This window comes from Amycolatopsis cihanbeyliensis, assembly GCF_006715045.1.
Taxonomy (GTDB): Bacteria; Actinomycetota; Actinomycetes; order Mycobacteriales; family Pseudonocardiaceae; genus Amycolatopsis; species Amycolatopsis cihanbeyliensis.
Genome location: NZ_VFML01000001.1, coordinates 5,022,888 through 5,042,487, shown reverse-complemented (window position 1 = coordinate 5,042,487; position 19,600 = coordinate 5,022,888). Strand labels below are relative to the sequence as shown.

Genomic DNA, 19,600 nt, shown 5'->3' with positions numbered 1-19,600 from the left:
CGGCTTGATAGCGTCGCCCGCGTGGACTTCCGGATCCTGGGGCCGGTCGAGGTGTGGCAGGACGGCGAGGCCGTGCCCATCTCGGCGCCGCGGCAGCGCGCGGTACTGGCCGGGCTGCTGGTCCGCCCCGGTGCGGTCGTCACCACCGGCACCCTGGTGCAGGACCTCTGGGGAGCCACACCGCCGCGCAGCGCGTCGGTCACCGTGCGCAACTACGTCCAGCGACTGCGCCGCGGCCTGCCGGAACCGGTGCTGGAGAGCGCGCCTTCCGGCTACCGGCTACGGATCCGGCCGGAGCAACTGGACGTGCACCGCTTCGGCACGCTGGTGGACTCGGCCCGCGCCGAGCCGGATCCCGGCCGGTCGGCGGAGCTGTTCGAGCAGGCACTCGGGTTGTGGCGGGGCACACCGTTGCAGGATCTCGGGGATGTTCCGGTGCGCGCGCTCCAGGCGCCGAAACTGGAGGAGCAGTACCTCGCCGCCCTCGAGGACAGCATCGAGGTGGGGCTTCGCCTCGGCAGGCAGGGTGAGTTGGTGGCCAGGCTGACCGAGCTGACCGCGGAGTACCCGCTGCGGGAGCGGCTGTGCCGCCAGCTGATGCTGGCGCTGTACCGCACCGGGCGGGCGGCCGAGGCGCTCGGTGCGTACCGGCGCATCCGCGGCACGCTGGTCAGCGAGCTCGGCATGGAGCCGGGCAGCGAGCTGCGCAGGCTGGAGCAGGCCATCCTGCGCGAGGACCCCGAGCTGGACGCCGAGGGCGAGGTCGACCGGCCGGGCCGCGCCCCGGTACCGGACGCCCTGCCCGCCGGCACCGCCACCTTCGTCGGGCGCGCGGCCGAGCTCGCCGACCTGCGTGCGAGGTTCGCGCGGCCGGGCGCCTCCCAGCCGGTGTGTTTCGTGCACGGTCAGGGTGGTTCGGGCAAGTCCACGCTCGCCATCCACACCGCCCGCGAGCTCGCGGCCGACTTCCCGGACGGCGTGCTCTACGTGGACCTGCACGGCGCGACACCGGGCGCGCAACCGCTCTCGGCGGCCGAGGTGCTGCAGGTGTTGCTGCGCACCCTCGGCGGAGCGGACATCGACCCGCGGCAGGACCTCGCGACCATCGTGCGCACCTACCGGACCCGGTTGCGCGGCAGGCGCGTGCTGGTGGTGCTGGACAACGCGGCGAGCAAGGCACATGCCCTGCCCGCGATCCCGGACGAGCCCGGCTGCGGGGCCATCGTCACCAGCCGGTCCCTGATCGCGGGCCCGGAGGGCGCGACCAGGGTGCACCTGGACGCCTTCGGCACCGAGGAGGCCGTCGAGCTGCTTCGCCGCCTCATCGGATCGTCCGCGGTGGACTCCGATCCGGCGGCCGCGGCGCGGCTGGCCGACCTGTGCGGCCGACTTCCGCTGGCCCTGCGGCTGATCGCGAGCCGAGCCGCGTTGCGTCCACATTGGCCACTGAGCTCCTGGGTGGACCTGCTCGCCGACGAGCGCAGGCGGCTGGACCAGCTACGGCACCAGGACTCCGACATCCGGGCGAGTTTCGCGGTCGGCATCGAGCAGCTCGAAGCCGACGGCAGCGATCGTGGCCGGGACGCGCGGCGGCTGTTCGACGCGTTCGGGCTGATCGACGGCTGCGCGGGGACGCTCGGTCTGGCCTGCGCGCTCACCGGCTGGCGGCCGGAACGGGCCGAGCCCGCCCTCGATCACCTGGTGGACGTCGGGCTGCTGGCAAGTCCCGAGCCGGGCCGGTACGAGATGTACGACCTGATCACCCTGCTGGCCAGGGAGCGGGCCGAGTTCACCCCGGAGGCCGAACGCGCCGAGCGGCTCGGCGCGGCCATGCGCTGGTACCTCGCGGCGGCCCGGCACTGCTGCGCGCTGGCCACCGGCGCGCGGGAACTGCCGGGGATGCCGGATCGGGAACCGGTGGACGCCAGGGACACCGTGCGGTTCGAGAGCTGCGAGCCGGCACGCCGCTGGCTGGACCGGGAGATCGGCACCCTGGTCGCGTTGCTACGGCAGGCGGCGCGGGAGCGGCTGCCCGGCTGCGTCGCCGCACTCACCACCTTCGCGCGGGCGCTGACCTGGTACTTCAACTCCTCGATGCGCTGGACCGAGCGCAGCCAACTCGGCGAGGCGATGCTCACCCTCGCCCACGACACCGGGGACACCCGGCTGGAGGCTGCCGGGCTGGCCCAGCTGTGTGTCACCGAGGCCCAGCGCGGCAACCTGGACGAGGCCGACCGGCTCGGCAAGCGGGCGGCGGACCTGCTGGCCGATGCGGGGGACGCCGACCAGGACCGGCTGATGCTGCTCAGCAACCAGAGCGGGGTGGCGATGCTGCGCGGCGAACCCGAGCGGGCCGCGGCGTTGAGCCGGGTGACACTGGAGCACGCCACCGCGGCCGGGCACGACCACCTTGTCGCCTCCTCGCAGTGCAACCTGGCGATGATCGCCATGCGCGGCGGCAGTTCTACCGAGGCCGCGTCGCGGTTGCGCGAGGCGGTGCGGATCAACCGGCGGATCGGCCACGTGACCAACCTGGTGGTGACCCTGAACTCGTTGATGAGCGTGTACGCGGCCACCGGATCGCACCACGAGGTACTGGCCCGCTCCGTCGAGGCGCTCGAGCTGCACGGCAAGCTCGGTGGCGGCTACCTTGCCGCGGAAGGGCTGTTGCAGCTGGCCCGCTCCCTGCACGAGCTCGGGCGCACCGGCGAGGCCCGCGAGCGGCACCGGGAGGCACGGGAGCACCTCGCGGGCGTCAGCAGCAGGGAGCGGATCGGGCTGGCCGATTTGCTCGAGTCGCTGGAATTCAGTTAGCCGCGTTCAGCAGGTCGGCCCGGGCGCCGTCCAGGTGGTGCCGGGCCAGCACCACCACCCCCGCGACGGCGGCGGCCCCGCAGGCACCGAGCACGGCAAGGATGCCGCCGGCGATCCCGCTGGCCTCACCGAGCAGGCTCAGCCCGATCGCCGTCGCGGTCAGCGGGTTGACCACGGTGTGCGCGCCCACCACCACATCCGGTGGGCCGCTGGCGTAGCCGAGCTGGACCAGCCAGGAGCCGATCAGGAAGGCCACCACGATACCGATCAGCGAGGCCACCGGAAGTGCGTCGAGACCGTCGGTGCGCGCGGTGTAGGTGACATCGCGGATCAGCACGACCACCAGCCCGTAGGCGGCCCCGGCCGCCGTGGCCACCGCGAGGCACCGCAACATGCCGTGACCGAGAAGCGCGACCAGGGCCAGCGCCGCGACCACCGCCGCGACCAACCGCCCGGCCTCGATCACCACCGAGGGTGGCAGGCTGGTTTCGGCGACCGTGGCACCGGAAACCGAGACGAGCACCGCCACCGCACCCCCGGTCAGCAGGACGGCCACCCAGCCGACCGAGTCCAGGCCGGCCCGACCGGTGACCGCGTTCAGCACGGCGATGATCGGCAGGGCGAGCACCACGATCGGCGCCACCACCGACACCGGGGCGAAGGTGAGCGCGAGGATCTGCAGCACCGCCCCGGCCGCGAGCACCAGCACACCGCGCAGCCAGGAGTGGTTCCGGGCCAGCCTGCCCAGTGCCCGCAACCGCAGCGTGCCGCCGCCGGTGGTGCTCCGTACTCCGCTGTGCTGGAGGTGCGCCCCGACGGCGTTGCACGCGGCGCCGAGCACCGCGAGCACGATCGCCAGCGCGGTCATCGGGTACTCACCGGTTCCGCTCGGGGCATCGTCCCGCGGTGCGCCAGCGATATCCGCAGCAACCGCACGGCGAGCACGACCAGCAGCAGAACCTCCATCCCGAAAAGTACCCGTTGCACCAGCCCGGAAACCGGGCGCAGGTCGAGCACCGCGGGGAAATGCCACCAGGGCAGCAGGTCCGGCAACCGCGCGATCGGGTAGGCCAGTGCCACGGCGACCCCGCCGATGGCCAGCCCGCGGGTGGTGCGCGCGGTCACCTCCCACTCCGGCCGCGCGGCGAGGTCTCGGGCGAGGCAGAGCCCAGCCAGGGGCAGGCCGGCGAACAGCGCGGCACCGGCGATCTGGTGCACCAGGCCGGCGAAGGTCTCGATGCGTGGGGAGTTGTCGGTCGGGAAGATCGCGCAGAGCGCCAGCGCGAGGCACCACACCGCGAACAGGGCCGCGGTACGGGCCCGCAGGCGCACCCCCGATCGTGCGATCCCGGTGAGCAGCGCCGCGGTGGCGATGGCCACCAGGACCAGCGCCCCGGAGAGCATCTCGCCCTCGTCCACGAAGGCATAGAAGCTCATCGCGCGGGAGAGGGGGTCGACCTGCTCGGCGAACCGCAGGTTCAGGTAGGTCATGGCCAGCAGCGACCGGGCGAGGCCGAACAGCGCGAGCACCGCGAGCACGCAGCCGAGTACCGGTAATACCCGGGAGGCCCGCCCACCGCTCATCAATCCCTGCTCGCCCATCGTGGCCGCGATCCTGCCAACCAACCGCTGAGAGCGGGCTCAGCGCCGCTCACCCGAAGCGGTGATGCGGGCGGGATCCCGGTGCCGCGCTCCCAGGTGGACAGTGCGGGCTGCCCGAGGATGGGTTCCGAACAGGGAGGTCGGCATTGGCACCGCGAAGCATTCCAGCGATCCGGCGGCTCCAACTGGGCCGCGCACTACGGGAATGGCGCAACACCGCCGGTCTCACCATCGACCAGTGCGCGGGCGATTTCGATATGTCCCGCAGCACGCTCGCCCGGATCGAGAAGGGCCAGAACACGGTGCATCCGATGGTGGTGCGCGGGATGCTGGAGCTGTACGGGGTGCCCGAGGAGGAACGCGCGATCCTGGTGGAGGTCGCCAGGGAAGCGGTCCGGCGCAACCGGAACCTGATCGAGGGCGTCTCGGCGGACAGCTACCCCGCGCTGGAGTCCGAGGCGGTCGCGGTGCGCAACTTCGAGCTCGCACTGGTTCCTGGACTGCTGCAGACCGAGGACTACGCCCGGGCCTTGTTCGTGGTCGGCGACACCAGGGAACGCAACCGCAACCTGCGCATCCGGATGAGCCGCGGGCAGCGGCTGTCCGAGGAGGAACCGCTGCGGCTGCACACCATCGCCGACGAGCTCGCGCTCACCCGGCCGGTGGCCAAGCCCGCGGTGCTGGCCGCCCAGCTCCGGCGCCTCGGCGAGCTGGCCGAGCTGCCGCACGTCACCCTCCAGATCGTCCCCGCGACGGTCGGCATGCACCCGGGCATCACCGGCGCGTTCAACATCCTGACCTTCCCCAAGGACACCGTCGGCGACCTCGGCTACGTGGACCACGCGGGCGGGCACCTGCAACTGGTCAAGAAGGTCCAGGTGGACGAACTCGAGGTCAAGTTCAACCAGCTTGCTAGGATCGCCCTTGGTGAGCGTGAGTCACGAGACCTGACCGCCCGGCTCGCGCGCGAGTTGAGCAGTTGAGGTGGAGCCGTGAACCTGGACAGGGCGACCTGGCGCAAGAGCAGCCATAGCGCGGGTGAGAACACCGCCTGCGTCGAGGTGGCGTTCGGCACCGCATCCGTGGCGGTCCGCGACTCCAAGAACCCCAGCACCGGCGTCCTCGTGCTTCCCGCCCGCGCCTGGTCGTCCTTCCGGCAGTCCGTGCGTCGTTGACGTCTCAGTGCCTGTTTCTAAACTCGCGACACGGTCGGCTCGGCCGGGCTCGGACTTTCGTCACCACAGTCACCTTCGCAGGTCGTGCGCCCGGCCTCGCCGCCCGTGGGCTGTTCGCCGCTGAGCGCTGTGGCGCGGAGCGCCTCCGTTTGGGTGGTGGTGGGAGACGGGCGGGCGAGTTCTTCCACTCACCATGAGCAGCTATCTCCAGCTCCGGAACAGACTCTCAGGCCACCACGAAGAATCCCTCGCCCGCGGCCGCGTCCCGCAGGGCTTTGTCGAAGACCGCGAACTGGCGGCACTCCGGGTCGGCCGAGGCGACGAGTTGCGCGGTCGCCAACTGGACCGCGTCATAGGCACGCAGCCCGTGGATACCGGTGAGCCGGGCCGCCGTTTCCAGCACCAGCGGTGAGGCCTCCACGGCCGGGAACCGCGGCGGCTCCTCCCGGGTGCCGTAGTAGTCGGCCTCGAAGGCCGCGATGAGCAGGTTCGCGTCGGGCGCGCTCAGCAGGCCCGCCCTGCGCTTGCGCCAGATCGCCGAGGGCACCTCGACCCGCGCCAGCGTCGAGACGACCAGGGCGGGCAGGGCCCGGACACGCTCGTATCCCTCCTCCGGAACGTAGAGCTTCACCAGCGCCGAGGAGTCAGCGAAAGTGCTCAATACTCCCCGCGCCCCTCGCTGACCAGGTCCGACAGCGGCGTGCCCGAAGCGGCGGCCCGCCCGGCCCTGGCCACCGCCTCCGGATCCGGCCGCTCTCGCGGTGCTCCCGGCGACGCCAGCAGGCCCGCCCTGGTCAGCCGCTCACGCAGCCGCTGGCGCTCGTCGCCCGCGGTCTCCGGGTTGGTGGCCGCGTCCAGCACGAACGTCAGGTACTCGTTCATGCTTCTCCCCTCCTGCTCGGCCACCTGCCGCACTCGTTCCACCAGTTCATCGGGCGCGCGCCAGGTAACTTGCATGCATGCATGCTAGCATGACACTAGCATGCATGCATCGGCAGTTACGTCTCTTGGGTGAGGTTCCTCCCGGAGGACGGGTCGAACAGCTGCACCTTGTCCGCGTCGAACCAGACGTCCAGGTTCTGGCCCTCCCTGGCCGCCGAGGCCGCGGACAGCCGGGTGACGATCTGCGAACCGCTGGCCGGCACGTCGGCGGCACCGGCGTCGGCGGCCAGCTCGGCCAGCTCGGCGCTCGAGGCCAGCTCGCCCTCGAGGGTGAAGTGCGCGTACTTCTCCGAGCCCATCGACTCCAGCACGTCCACCGGTGCGGTCAGCGTCGTCCCGCCACGCTTGACCTCCTCGTCCAGCAGAGCGGCGTCCTCGAAGTGCTCCGGCCGCACGCCGAGGATCACCTCGCGCGGGGCGTTCGCGCCCTCCAGCAGCCGCCGGACGCGGTTGGTGAGCGTGACCGGGCCGAGCGGGCTGCGCAGCTCACCGTCGGCAAGGGTGGCCGGGACGAAGTTCATCGAAGGCGAGCCGATGAACCCGGCCACGAACAGGTTCGCCGGATGGTCGTAGAGGAACTGCGGCGAACCGATCTGCTGCACGTAGCCTGCCCTGAGCACCACCACCCGGTCGCCGAGGGTCATCGCCTCGGTCTGGTCGTGCGTGACGTAGAGGGTGGTGGTGCCGAGCTGCTTCTGCAGCTTGGACACCGAGGTGCGCATCTGCCCGCGCAGCTTGGCGTCCAGGTTGGACAGTGGCTCGTCCATCAGGAACGCCTTGGGGCTGCGCACGATCGCCCTGCCCATCGCCACCCGCTGCCGCTGGCCGCCGGAGAGGTTGGCCGGCTTGCGGTCGAGGTGCGGGGTGAGGTCGAGGATGCGCGCGGCCTCGTCCACCTTCTGCCGGACCGTGGCGTCGTCCACCTTGGCCAGGCGGAGCGGGAAGGCCATGTTCTCCCGCACGTTCATGTGCGGGTACAGCGCGTAGGACTGGAACACCATCGCGATGTCCCTGTCCTTGGGCGCCTTCTCGTTCATCCGCTTGCCGTCGATGCGCAGCTCACCGCCGGAGATGTCCTCCAGCCCGGCCACCATGTTCAGCGTGGTCGACTTCCCGCAACCTGAGGGGCCGACCAGGATGATGAACTCGCCGTCCGCGATATTGATGTCCACTTCGGACACCGCAAGCGCTCCGTCGGGGTAGCGCTTGGTCACTTTTTCGAGAACGATCTCGGACATTGTCAACTACCCCTTAACCGCACCGGAGGTCAGCCCCGCGACGATCCGGCGCTGGAAGAACAATACGAACACGATGATCGGAATGGTGATCACCACGGCCGCCGCGGCGATCGAGCCGGTCGGGTCCTCGAACTGCGAGTCCCCGGTGAAGAACGCCAGTGCCGCCGGCACCGTGCGGGACGCCTCCGTGGACGTCAGCGAGATGGCGAACAGGAAGTCGTTCCAGCACAGGATGAACACCAGGATCGCGCTGGTGAACACGCCCGGCGCGGCCAGCGGGGCGATCACCCGCCGGAACGCCTGGCCCGGGGTCGCCCCGTCCATCTTCGCCGCCTTCTCCAGCTCCCAGGGGATCTCCCGGAAGAAGGCCGACAGCGTGTAGATCGCCAGCGGCAGCGCGAAGGTGATGTACGGCAGGATCAGGCCCGGCCAGGTGTCGTAGAGGCCCAGCGCCTGCTCGATGTTGAACAGCGGGGTCACCAGCGAGATCTGCGGGAACATCGCGACCAGCAGGGAGACGCCGATCAGCAGCCGCTTGCCGGGGAAGTCCAGCCTGGCCACCGCGTAGGCGGCCATCGCGCCGAGGGTCACCGCGATGGCCGTGGCGATCAGCGCGATCCCGATCGAGTTGACCAGCGCCCGGATGAACTGGTCGGTGACGAAGATGTTCGCGTAGTTCTCCAGCGTCCATTCCGCCGGGATGAAGTTCCCGTCGTCCAGCGTGTCCTTGGTCTTGAACGACAGCGAGGCGATCCACAGCACCGGGACGAGGGCGTAGGCCACCACCAGGATGTCGATGAACGCCCACCGGGCCTTGCGGCCGGTGGTGATCGAGGTTCCCATGACCATCAGCGCTTACCTCCCTGATCGCTCCCCGGTGCGGCGGTGCCGAACAACTTGATGAAGATGAACGCGATGAGCGCGACCGCGACGAAGATCAGCACGGACATCGTCGACCCGATGCCCATGTTCAACCCCTGGAGCAGGTTGTTGTAGGTGATCATGGAGACCGATGAGGTGTCGTTCTGCCCACCGGTGAGCACGAAGATGTTGTCGAAGATGCGGAAGGCGTCCAGCGTGCGGAACAGCAGGGCGACCAGGATCGCCGGCTTCATCACCGGCACCATCACCTTGATGAACCGCTGCCAGGCGTTCGCCCCGTCCATCGCGGCGGCCTTGAGCAGGTCGTCCGGCACCAGTGCCAGGCCCGCCATCAGCAGCAACGCCATGAACGGCGTGGTCTTCCACACCTCGGCCAGGACGATGACGAACAGCGAGGTCCATCGTTCGGCGAGCGGCGCGCCCTCCGCGAGCAGGTTCGCCAGGTACCCGACGTCCGGGGTCCAGGCGTAGTACCAGGAGAACGCCGCCGCCACCGTCACGATCCCGTACGGGATCAGCGAGACGGTGCGGATCATGCCACGGGCGAGCAACGTGCGGTGCATGATCAGCGCCAGCGCCATACCGAGCACCAGCTCGAGCGCCACCGAGACGATGGTGAGGAACATGGTCGTGCCGAACGCGGTCCACCAGTAGGAGTCGGACAGCACGGCGACGTAGTTGTCCAGCCCGATGAACTGGCGTTCCTCCGGGAAGCGCATGTCGTACCGCTGCAGGGACAGCCAGATCGAGTAGATGATCGGCCAGGCCGCCACCGCGAGAATCACCAGCACGGCGGGTGCGCACAGCAGCAGCGCCAGCCTGCGCTCCGCCTTTTTGCCCTCGCTGAGTGCCGGTTTGCCCTTGGGTTTCGCGGGAGTGGCCGGAGCGTCGGTGACCGTCTCACTCACGGGATGATCCCCTTCGAATCGAGCGCGGCGCCGAGCTTGTCGCGCAGTTCCTCCGCGGTGGCCTGTGGATCGATCTCCGAGGGCGGGGAGAGCACCTTGGCCATCACAATGGACAGGTTCTGGTACACCGGGGTCAACGGGCGGACCGCGGCGTCCTTGAGCGCCTCGAGGATCGTGTCCTTCATCGGGTACTTGGTCGCCATGCTCGGGTTGTCCTCGGCGTCCGCCGGCCGGCTCGGATCCAGCGGCACCGGGTCGGAGTAGAGCGCCTCGATGGTGGGCGGCACACCGTCCTGCAGCGCGGAGAACTTCTGGTTCTCGGCGCTGCGCAGGCACAGCGCCGCCTCGAAGGCCTCCGGCTTGTGTTGCGAGTGGGAGCTGACCGCGAGGTTGTACCCGCCGATGGTGGTCTTGCTCGGGATGGACGGGTCCACGGCGGGGTAGCGGGCCCACTTGAAGTGCTCCAGGTCCTCGGGCTGCTCCGAGGCGTAGGAGGCGTAGACGAACGGCCAGTTGAGCTCGAAGGCGCCGTCGCCACGCTGGAAGGCCTGGCGTACCTCGTCCTCCTTCATGTTGGTCAGCGAGGGGTCGGTGATCCCGGAGGAGGTGACCTCCTTGAGCAGCTCGAGTGCCCGGATCGCACCCTCGTCCATGACCACCGACTTGCCGTCCTCGGAGAGGATGCGCCCGCCCGCGGACTCGACCAGGGTGTTGTAGACGACCACCAGGCCCTCGTACTGGGCGCCGGTGAACAGGACCTGGTGCGGCTTGCCCTGCGCCTTGAGCCGTTGCGCCTCCGCGATCATCTCGTCCCAGGTCGCGGGCGGCTGCGGGGTGATCCGGTCGTCGTACCAGAGCAGCTGGACGTTGGTGTTCTTCGGCGCGGCGTAGAGCTTGTTCTCCCAGGTGGCGGTCTCCAGCGGGCCGGGAAGGACGCCGCTCTCCACCCGGGCCTTGTCCTGGCCCTGCCACTCCTCGATCCAGCCCGCCTCGGCGAACTCCGGCACCCAGGTGACGTCCAGGCCGAGGATGTCCAGCGCCTCGTCGCCCGCGGCGAGTCTGCGCACCATCTGCTCCCGCTGGCCGTCGGCACCGCGGGGCAGCTTGTGGTAGACGACCTCGTAGCGACCGTTCGCCTGCTCGGTGCAGTTGTCGACGACGGTCTGGAAGTTGTCCTCGGGCGCGTAGTAGACGTTGATCTTGAGGCCGCCGTCCGAACCGCAGCCGGCGAGCAGGCTCCCCGTGAGCGCGGCGGCGCCGAGCAGGACGACCGGGCGCCTGCCGCGTCCTGGCCGGGTCCCTGCGCTGACCTTCCCCATCGAGTCTCCTTCCCAGTGCGCACGCGGCGGCGCGGGCGCCCTGGGCCGGACACCCCGGCGCGGCGGGAAGGACCGCGCCAGCACCCCGTCGTGCGTGACAAGCCGAATGGTGTGGAGGACCACCCCACTCAACTGGTGCGCAGCAACTTATTCCCGCCGGTCACTGGAAGCAAGCAACAGCGGTAACGATTCAGCGGGTGTCCTGGTGATCCGTCCAGGCGGGTGATACCCGGGAAAGGTTCTGGTTGGAAGATTCTTATGCGGTGCCGGGCCGTCCCATGGCCAGCTTGGCGAGCAGATCGCGGCCCCGCTCGGCGTTGCGCGGCTGGCACAGCACGTCGTAGCGGCCCGCGACGAGCTGGCTGGCGGAGGAGAAGTCGCGCCTCCCCTTGGTCGAGGCGTAGCTGATCGCGGCGAACACCAGGCCGAACAGCACACCGGAAAGCAGACCGACCAGAATGGGCGCGAACGTGTTGCCCCCCGAGGTGCCGAACATCCCGAGCAGCAGGCCGACGAACAGGCCGAACCAGGCACCGGACACCGCCCCGGTACCGAGCACCTTGCCCCAGGACAACCTGCCGATCACCCGCTCGACCAGCATCAGGTCGACACCCACAATGGTGACGTCCTGCACGGCGAAGTCAGAGTCGGCGAGGTAGTCGACGGCCCGCTGGGCCTCCTCGTAGGTCTCGTATGAGCCGATCGGCCAGCCGGTCGGCGGCGTCGGGAGGCGCGGCTGGCCTCCCGCGGGACGACGTCCTGCGGACGAGAACGGACCGGTCACGATCAATCACCCATGCCTTGCTCGAACGGATGTTTCCATCCTGCCAAGGTCGATGTAACCATGCGAACCCGGCACCGGCAGCCGCCAACAGCCGGGTACCCGACCTCAGTACCGACCCACACTAGTGTGTTGCGTCTGAAATTGGTGCTTTAGGTTGCTATGGTTCGTTGATGGTGTGATCTGAACGTTCCTCGGTGGAGTTCGTGTTGAGTGATGACGAGCGTGACCGGTTGGTCCGGTGGTCACGGGGATCGCCGCGGGTGGTTGTGCGGGCGCGGATTGTGTTGCGGTGCGCTGAGCCTGGGGTGACGAACAAGCAGGTCGCGGCCGAGCTGGCGGTGGTGCCGAACACGGTGAATAAGGGGCGGCGCCCCTGCCAAGGTCGATGTAACCACGCGAACCCCGGCCCCAGCACCGCCTCAGACTTGCCCGTTCGAGTGACAGCATCCCAACGTGCGGCGTCCGGAGACCGCAGTTCGCCATCACTTCGCAGAAACCCTCAACAGTCGGGGCTTGACGACGCAGTCACGCCATGTCGTCGCAATTCTTCCATGACCTGCTCGACATGCCGCGCCAAGCCTACCGCTCCGACGCACCGCGACGAGGTGACTCGGGCCGAGTTTAACTGCCTACCGCCAACTGGCAGCGGCAACCAGTCGGACCAAATCGTCGGTTCACGACCCATACATAAAATGGTCTCCAACCCGATCAGACCCAGCGGTAAAGACGATTACCGCTACGAACCACAAGTTGCAGTACGGCGAAACTCCAACTGAACAGAACCGTGAAAACCGGAGACCCGACCATGATGACACCAGAGCAGCAGCAAGCTCAGTACCCGATCACATAATCGTAGGACCTGATCACCAACCAGATCACGACAACTCGTCGGCCAGCAGAACGAGCTTTCAGGGTTTGAATTGAATTGATCGACTGTACTACAATCAGCAAGCAGTAAAATCTATACCAAATTCACGCATGATCGCAGTAACCGAATCTAAAAAGTAGTGATCAAGCGACTCGCGGGACAGCTTATAATTTCGCCAAATAATTCTCAATGAAACACCGCGATCAAGGCTTGAATGAATGCAGTCGGCGAGTGCATCCAAATTTGATCCAAAGTATCCACCTGGACCATTAACCGCCTCACCCAATGCGCAGAAAAATTTCTGACTTGTAGTTATATACGTGCCATCTAAATCCGCAACCTTATCAGATCCACGGCAGGCAGCATCACTATTCAAGACAAACCAAGAATTTTGAACTACGTGCAACCATGCATCCAGACAGCCTGTCGACAATTGAATCCATTCGCCCTCTTCTACAGCAGGACCCAACGCCCATCTTCGCCAAATTCTTGCAGCCTCGGGATACTCACAACGATTATCAAATACATAACATGAAACGCTTGAAATCTTACCGTCTGAGGATTTTACAACTGTGTCCCCGAGCGCCACTCGACCAATGAAGTACTCGCCGATCTTACCACTCTCACGACTCAAGATCTGCAAGTTCGCATCCTCAGTCCTTCGCCTGCCTTTGTCGAGGCTATGCACACCCCGAAAGACCACTTCCGGCGACCCTTGTTCCTGACTGACAAAGAACCCATCTACTTCTTCGGCCGCGAGAAGCACATCTCCAGAATCCTCGTCGACCACCATGTATAACGGAAAATCTGCCTCAATCACAGCAGACAACTTACCACACATGTTTTCATCCTCAGCTACAATTTAAGCAGCAACGAAAACTTCTACACCAGTTGGCGAATTCCGATTACTTGCCCCATCCCGAATCAGGGAAGTGAGGTGCACCGAAGCGTTGAATCTTCTGGTAGTGCGTAGACGTCCAACCGTAAACTTTGACACCGTTATCCAACTCCTTTTCCAAAATTCTTTCGGTCTCCGGCCGACCAGGTACGCGATACTCTTTAGCTCCTGCCCACCACCGATGCTCGCGCCCCGCATACGTGTCATGCGAGGTTAGGCGCCCTGCCTTCACATCATCATAGGCCGAAGCAATTTTGTTGTTCATCCCCCTGGGCAGAGGATCCGACAGTTTCCCGTTAGGGCAATTGCTGTTGTGAACGAGCAATGAAGGCCCGCCCGCCAGCACATGGTAGGTGTGGATGCCTTCGATGGTGAGGTTGTGGACCGTGCGTGTCGCCGTGTGACGGCGGACGGACGCGACCCGCACCTGCTCGCCATCGCGAGTGAGGAGCTCGTCGCCCGGGTCGAGCTCAGCCGCAGTAACCCAGTCATCGTTTGTGCCCGACGTGACGGCATCGACACTGGATACCGCGATGAGACCGCCGTGCTCGTCGACCCAGAACGGGTGATCCTTCGTGGCGACTATCGTCCCGGTCTTGTCGCCACGGTCGACGTCGACCGTGATCTCGACCAGGTCCTTCCGATCCCGGCCGACATGCGTGGCCACGACCCGACGTGGACCGGACTCACCCGTCTCCGGATCAGACGCCCACACCACGTCGCCAAGCTCAAGATCCTCGATCGGCTTCCGCGTGCCATCGGCCAGCAACACCATCGTGCCCGAAACAAAGCTGTTTCCTGGGCACCCTGCCCGACGCCCACCGCGCCCCGCATCAACGCTCTTGCCGATGAGCTTTCCGCCGGTGGCAGCCATACCACCAATCGGGACCATCGCGGCACACGAGAGGCTCGAATTGAGGGCATCACCCTCAGCCCCGTACCAGATGCAGTTGACGCCATCCGCGGCTTCCCCCAGGCCTGGGATAAGACCGGCAAGGTCAAGTATGGCGTGTGCAACCTCCGCCGGCGTCATGCTGACGGTGGGCACACTCGGCTTAGCACCACAGTATTTGACCGAGGTACACGACGATTTCCTGGAAGGTTTACTCGCAGCAGCCGGGCGAGACTTTCTACGCGGACTACTTTCGCCGCCGATCCTCGGCTTGATATCGGGCCGCTCGTTACGACCGTTCGCCTCAGGATAGGGATCCCGGTGACCAGTGCAACTGTGCCAGTCACACCGCGGAGCCAACCCCGTCGGGTCGGAGAAGGTGATCGGGTTGTTACTGGAATAGGTGTAGCCGTGCATCTGCTGCGGATCGCTCGGATCCATCAGCGGGTCCACCGACAGGAACCGGCCCAGCGCCGGGTCATACTGCCTGGCGCCCAGCGTCACGAGCCCCGCCGACTCGTCGATCGTGCCACCGACGAAACCCTTCTCCCCAGGGAAGTCCACCTCGGCACCACGACGCCCGCCGAACGGCAACTGCCGACGCTGAGTCACCTGCATGGCCTGCGCGTCCACAGCGAACCGAGCCGTGCCCTGATGGTCACTCAGCAGCCAGGTAACCCCGGCACCATCCGTACGCATCGCCACCGTCGAGGACCCGTGCTGGTAGTACCTCGTGGTCGTCGTCTCACCACTCGCCGAATCCCAGCTCAGCTCCTGCCCCGGCAGGTACAACGTCGCGCCGTCCGGGGTTCGCCGCAACAGCCGCTCACCGTTCGCGTCATAGGCGAACTCGGTGACCTTCTCTCCCTCAGTGGTCTTGACCAGGTTCCCCTCGGCGTCCCACTCGAGATCCTGCTCGTTACCCGCGACCTGGCGACGAACGGTGTTCCCGGTTTCGTCGTAGCCGAATTCCTGCAGGCTCGTACCGCCTGGCCCCTCAGTGGCCACCGAATTCAGCTCGTGCCCACCATCCGGGTAGGTGTAGCTCTGGACGGTGTCGCCGTCCGCGGAGTGGTCGGTGGCCGACACCCGGTTGCCGACTTTGTCATAGCTGAACGACTTCCAGTACGGAGCCGGGCCACCCAGCGAGCCTGTCGACGGATCAGCTGCGCAGTCGCTGTTCGGGGTCCATGCCTCGGTCATCCGTCGCAGGTAGTCGTACCGGAAGCACTGAACGTCGGCCTGCTGCTCGCGCGGGGTGTCCGCGATCGAGGTGATGTTGCCCGCCGGATCGTAGGTGTAGTTCACATCCGACTGCATCGGCTGGGGCAACTCGGCATCCACGATCGTCCGCGCCAGCCGACGGGTGTGCTCCTCGTAGTAACGCGACAGCCAAGTACGTTTACTACCCGCACCGAGCTGCACCCGCTGCACCTCGCCATACCGCGTGTACTCGGTGCCGGTGACGTAAGGGGTTATACCTTGGCCATTCAGCCCGCCACTGGTGCTCAGGGGATTACCAAGATCGTCATAGCTCGTGCTGTACGATTCCGTAGGCATGTCGCCTGCAGCCGCATAGTCGATGCCACGCAGGCTGCCGTCCTGGTGATACGCAGCATAGGACGTATACGTACCGGCAAGCTCTTCCTCGGATTCCGGGATCACCACCTGTGTTTTCAGCGGCCGGAATAGTCCGTCGTAGACCGACACCTTCTTCGTGTAGGGCTCCCCGTTGATCCAGCGGATCGACTTGGCCAACTTCCCTTTGCCCCAACTAGCAGTGTCGTACACCCATTCGGCGCGTTTTGGGCCATCCAGCGAACCCTCGTGCAACGCGGTCTTACGTCCCAGGACGTCGTAGGCGTAGGCCAAGGTCGTATCGCGCGCGTCGGTACTGGTGGTTACCTGACCGGCAACGTCATAGGACTTGGTCGTGACCCCCTTGTCGGGGTCCTCGATCGTGGTCTTGCGTCCACGCAGGTCGTACTCGTACCGCCACACGTTCCCGCCGGGGTCGGTGAGGCTCGCCAACTCCCCTGCCGGCGTATGGGTGTACGCGGTGCTGTCGTAGTCGCCCTCCGGGCTACCGGAGTGGTACTGCCGCAACTCGATGGTGCGACCGCGCGCGTCGTTGACAATCGTGGTCGCGGTCCCACCCTGCGGCGGGTCGATATGTACCCGGTCTCCGCCGTAGTGGACCTCGGTGCGCCACTTCTCGATGCCGCCGCCCTTGAACACCTTGGCGACCACCCGGCCCGCACCGTCGAACTCCTGCACAGTCAAGCCAGGGATCTCGGCATCAGTGGCCGACCACAGCTTGTCGTCCAACGCGGCGTCGTTGAAATACGGCTTGGTGCTGTAGTAAGTCCGGCCCGCCGAGTCATAGCGAGTGTCGGTCAGCAACCGGCCGCCACCTGGCGCGGGCGTTTGCGTCTGCCGGAGCCGCAGCAGGCCATCGTAGAGTTGCTTGCTGGTGGTGTAGAAACCGTTGGGACCAACCTTCGTGGTGGTCACCACCGACGGCTCGTCGCGCGAGATCCGGTAGGAATACTCGTAACTACCCCGGTCGTGTTTTGACCTGAGCCGGATCGGCAGCCATACGTCGGTTTTGCGTCCCAAGGCGTCATAGGTGACCTCAGTGGTGTTGCCGTTGGCGTCCACGACCTTCACCGGCTTCCCCCAAGCGGGGTCGAGCGTGGTTGTCGTCGCATGTCCCTTGGCATTGGTTACGACGGTCTTGGTCACCGGGCCACCGGCAGTCGAGGTGTACTCCGTCGTCGTGCTCCGGTTCAACGCGTCCTTGACCTCGGCCGGCCGGCCGTACCCGTCGTAACTCACGGTCTCCGTGGTGACGTAGGTGGCCTCTTGTGCGGTGCGTTCGCTCAGCTCCTCTGTGCGGGTAACGTTTCCCTTGGTCGGCGCGGCACCGAACGTCTGGCCGTCGTAGGAATTTCGGGTTCCCGACACCGCGTCATCCGGGTAGCTGGGTGTGGCCCCGCAGTGTGCCGACACGGTCTCGGTCTGCTTCGGGAAGGACAGCAACCATCGGTCGGTGTTGCGTGCGTAACTGGTCCGGGTGCAGAGATCGTCTTCCGGGTTTCCGACCTCGCCCAGGTCGTCGACCTCTGTCGGCATGCCTTTGTCGTCATACTCCGTCTCGATGCGGGTGATCCGGTTACCACCGGTCTCGAGTGGGGTAATGGTCCGCTCTACCCCGGTGTTGACCAGGTATGCTTTTAGATCACCTCGGGTGGCCGTTGGGCCCTGCCAGCTGGGTTCGGTGATGGTCTTCCCCACCACCGGTCCGCCTTCGCCGTTGTAGGTGATGGTCTCCAGCTGGACGCCGGACAGCCAGTCGTGGTCCGGATAGCTACCGCCTTCGGAATCGGTGACCGAGACCGATCGTGTGCCGTCCGGCAACTTGTCCCCGTTCAATCCACGGAAGTACCGGTTCTCGGTGAGCGTGACCGGCCCGTCGTGGCCGCTACCTTTCCGAATCCGGACCCGGCCGAAGCCGCGGAACTCGTTCCACGTCTTGTCCTCGTCCTCGGTCAGCTCGGAACGGCCGTAGTGCCACGCGGCACCATCCAGGTACTCGTAGCTGGTCACATCACCGACCGAGCTGCCGAGCCGGTCGAGCTGGGTCACCGACTCCACCACATACTTGTGGAAGTAGTCGGTCCGTTCGGCCGAGTACGGCGCGGACCAGGTGACCGGGAAGCAACGCTTGCTGTTCGTCTCCGGCTTGTCCGGCAACGAATCAGCCGAACAATCCGGTTCGGCATACTTGATCGAAGTGACCCCACCGGACTCGGAGACGATCGCGTTCATCCGATAACGGATCAACGCCGCGTGCCCATCGATCGCCTTCACCCGGTTCGGTTTCTTAACTCCTTCGAAGGTCACCTCGGGCAACTCCGCGGTACCTCCGACGTGCCCGGTGTGCGTCACGCCCGCAAGCCACAACGCGGGTTTCTCCCCGTCGCCGGGATCCGGGTACTCGTGCCGCAGCGTCCACGAATCCACGTCACGGTAGCCATCATCCTGCCGAACCTGGGTGGTGATCTTGCTCAGCCGTTTAGTGGACCAGAAGCTCGGGGACTGCTGGTAGTCCTCGCAGGTGTCGCCGTCGCAGTTCAACCGCCACGGCACTTCCGGCCAGTTCTCCTCCTTGTCCGGCGTACAGGTCGAACCAGGCACACATCGATCGGCCGTGCTGAGCAACACCCTGCCGGAGGCCGGAGTGGGCTCTCCCGCACGGAGTCCGTACTCGATCCGTTCCAGCCAGCCACCCCGAACATAGGAAGTCGGCGTGTCGTTCTTGTTGCGCCCGTACTTGTTGCTCTCCGTCTGATATGTGTATGTGATCATATTGCCGTTGGCGTCGATCACCTTGTCCAGGTTCCAGCGGTATGCCTGGGTGCAGAACGAGTCGTCGAAACCACCTGCGTGGCAAGGCTCGCCCGCGTCGTCACCATAGACCGGTACTGTCCAGGTCGACTTTGCTGCGGATTTCGAGCCATAGAAGTACTGGGTTCCCTCGGTATCAGTGACCTTCCAGTACTCCCCATTGTTGTCCCCGTTCCCGGCTCCGGTCAGTCGCTCGATCCGGGAGCCGTCGTCCTGCTCCGGCCGCCATACCCCGGTGCCCTCATCCCGGATTAACCTGGAACCGGACCCGCCGAAGGACAGCATGGCGTTGTCGCTGCGCCAGCACAGGTCGAACGGGTTGTCCTTGGGTTCGCCTGGCAGATCCTCGGCGCAACTGCCGTAGCTGCGTTCGATGAAGCCCGGCCAGAAGCTCCACCCGTCGCCGACCCAGGACGCCTGCGTGTTGCTGGCGCTGGTGAGCCCGTCTACCTTCGACGAGGAGTAGGACAGCGCCAGTTCCGGGGTCAGCTCACCCGGTGCGGGCGGCACCCGGAGCGGGTAGGACCAGGCAAAACTACCAGTCTGCGCCGAAACGTCCCAGGTAGCGGATGGCGACAACGAGGTCGCCGTGTGCGTGCCGCTTCCCGCGTTACCACCACCGGGATCGCCCGCAGGTTGGTCACCATGTAGCGCGTCCCGACTCACCTCGTCCGGCAGCCGTGGCTCCATCGACTGCTCGGACACCGGAACCGAATCCGTATCCGGCAACGGCACCGACGGGCCACCGGCGGCGGTCGCCACGGACGGGGCGCTGACCGCGACGAGCACGTTCGCCGCGATGACCGCCGCCAACGCCACGGCCCGTTTACGACCGACGGCCCTGCGACGGTTGTCTCTCCGCAGTGGT

14 protein-coding genes are annotated in these 19,600 nt (G+C 66.5%); 3 read left to right on the top strand and 11 right to left on the bottom strand.

Annotated elements, in window-relative coordinates; translation table 11 throughout:
* Positions 1–21: 21 nt before the first annotated feature.
* Positions 22–2,814 carry an AfsR/SARP family transcriptional regulator gene (locus FB471_RS23075; protein ID WP_142000478.1) on the top strand — a complete coding sequence of 931 codons (2,793 nt, stop codon included), beginning with the start codon at positions 22–24 and terminating at the stop codon, positions 2,812–2,814.
* Here the strand turns inward: FB471_RS23075 and FB471_RS23070 are convergent.
* Both FB471_RS23070 and FB471_RS23065 read right to left on the bottom strand, forming a co-directional pair.
* Complete coding sequence (locus FB471_RS23070) at positions 2,807–3,682, bottom strand: hypothetical protein (RefSeq protein ID WP_142000477.1); 876 nt, start codon at positions 3,680–3,682, stop codon at positions 2,807–2,809. The two genes, FB471_RS23075 and FB471_RS23070, sit on opposite strands and share 8 nt — an antisense overlap.
* Complete coding sequence (locus FB471_RS23065) at positions 3,679–4,416, bottom strand: DUF998 domain-containing protein (RefSeq protein ID WP_246076532.1); 738 nt, start codon at positions 4,414–4,416, stop codon at positions 3,679–3,681. Before FB471_RS23065 ends, FB471_RS23070 begins: the two co-directional genes overlap by 4 nt.
* 146 nt (positions 4,417–4,562) lie before the next feature.
* Between FB471_RS23065 and FB471_RS23060 the strand changes: the two genes are divergently transcribed.
* Both FB471_RS23060 and FB471_RS23055 read left to right on the top strand, forming a co-directional pair.
* A complete protein-coding gene (locus FB471_RS23060; RefSeq protein WP_142000476.1) occupies positions 4,563–5,399 on the top strand; it encodes a helix-turn-helix domain-containing protein in 837 nt (278 codons plus the stop codon).
* A gap of 9 nt (positions 5,400–5,408) precedes the next feature.
* The gene (locus FB471_RS23055) at positions 5,409–5,591 is read left to right on the top strand and encodes a DUF397 domain-containing protein (protein ID WP_246076531.1); all 183 of its coding nucleotides are present in this window, start codon (positions 5,409–5,411) and stop codon (positions 5,589–5,591) included.
* A 226-nt stretch (positions 5,592–5,817) separates the two neighbouring features.
* Here FB471_RS23055 and FB471_RS23050 read toward each other — a convergent pair whose 3' ends face one another.
* The 9 genes from FB471_RS23050 to FB471_RS23010 all read right to left on the bottom strand — a co-directional run bounded on the left by FB471_RS23050 (position 5,818) and on the right by FB471_RS23010 (position 19,551).
* The gene (locus FB471_RS23050) at positions 5,818–6,252 is read right to left on the bottom strand and encodes a type II toxin-antitoxin system VapC family toxin (RefSeq protein ID WP_142000475.1); all 435 of its coding nucleotides are present in this window, start codon (positions 6,250–6,252) and stop codon (positions 5,818–5,820) included.
* On the bottom strand, positions 6,249–6,548 hold the full coding sequence (locus FB471_RS23045) for an Arc family DNA-binding protein (RefSeq protein ID WP_142000474.1): 300 nt from the start codon (positions 6,546–6,548) through the stop codon (positions 6,249–6,251). Before FB471_RS23045 ends, FB471_RS23050 begins: the two co-directional genes overlap by 4 nt.
* A 41-nt stretch (positions 6,549–6,589) precedes the next feature.
* On the bottom strand, positions 6,590–7,771 hold the full coding sequence (locus FB471_RS23040; protein WP_142000473.1) for an ABC transporter ATP-binding protein: 1,182 nt from the start codon (positions 7,769–7,771) through the stop codon (positions 6,590–6,592).
* Positions 7,772–7,777: 6 nt separating this feature from the next.
* On the bottom strand, positions 7,778–8,620 hold the full coding sequence (locus FB471_RS23035) for a carbohydrate ABC transporter permease (RefSeq protein WP_142000472.1): 843 nt from the start codon (positions 8,618–8,620) through the stop codon (positions 7,778–7,780).
* Entirely contained in the window at positions 8,620–9,561 is a 942-nt protein-coding gene (locus tag FB471_RS23030) for a carbohydrate ABC transporter permease (protein WP_142000471.1), read from the bottom strand. Before FB471_RS23030 ends, FB471_RS23035 begins: the two co-directional genes overlap by 1 nt.
* Positions 9,558–10,880: an ABC transporter substrate-binding protein gene (locus FB471_RS23025; RefSeq protein ID WP_142000470.1), complete on the bottom strand. Its 1,323-nt coding sequence runs from the start codon at positions 10,878–10,880 to the stop codon at positions 9,558–9,560. Before FB471_RS23025 ends, FB471_RS23030 begins: the two co-directional genes overlap by 4 nt.
* Positions 10,881–11,136: 256 nt before the next feature.
* Positions 11,137–11,670 carry a YflT domain-containing protein gene (locus FB471_RS23020; RefSeq protein ID WP_142000469.1) on the bottom strand — a complete coding sequence of 178 codons (534 nt, stop codon included), beginning with the start codon at positions 11,668–11,670 and terminating at the stop codon, positions 11,137–11,139.
* Between the two features lie 938 nt (positions 11,671–12,608).
* Positions 12,609–13,352, bottom strand: coding sequence for a barstar family protein (locus FB471_RS23015; RefSeq protein ID WP_211358106.1), 744 nt, complete (start codon positions 13,350–13,352; stop codon positions 12,609–12,611).
* A gap of 85 nt (positions 13,353–13,437) precedes the next feature.
* Entirely contained in the window at positions 13,438–19,551 is a 6,114-nt protein-coding gene (locus FB471_RS23010) for an RHS repeat-associated core domain-containing protein (RefSeq protein WP_246076530.1), read from the bottom strand.
* Between the last annotated feature and the right edge of the window lie 49 nt (positions 19,552–19,600).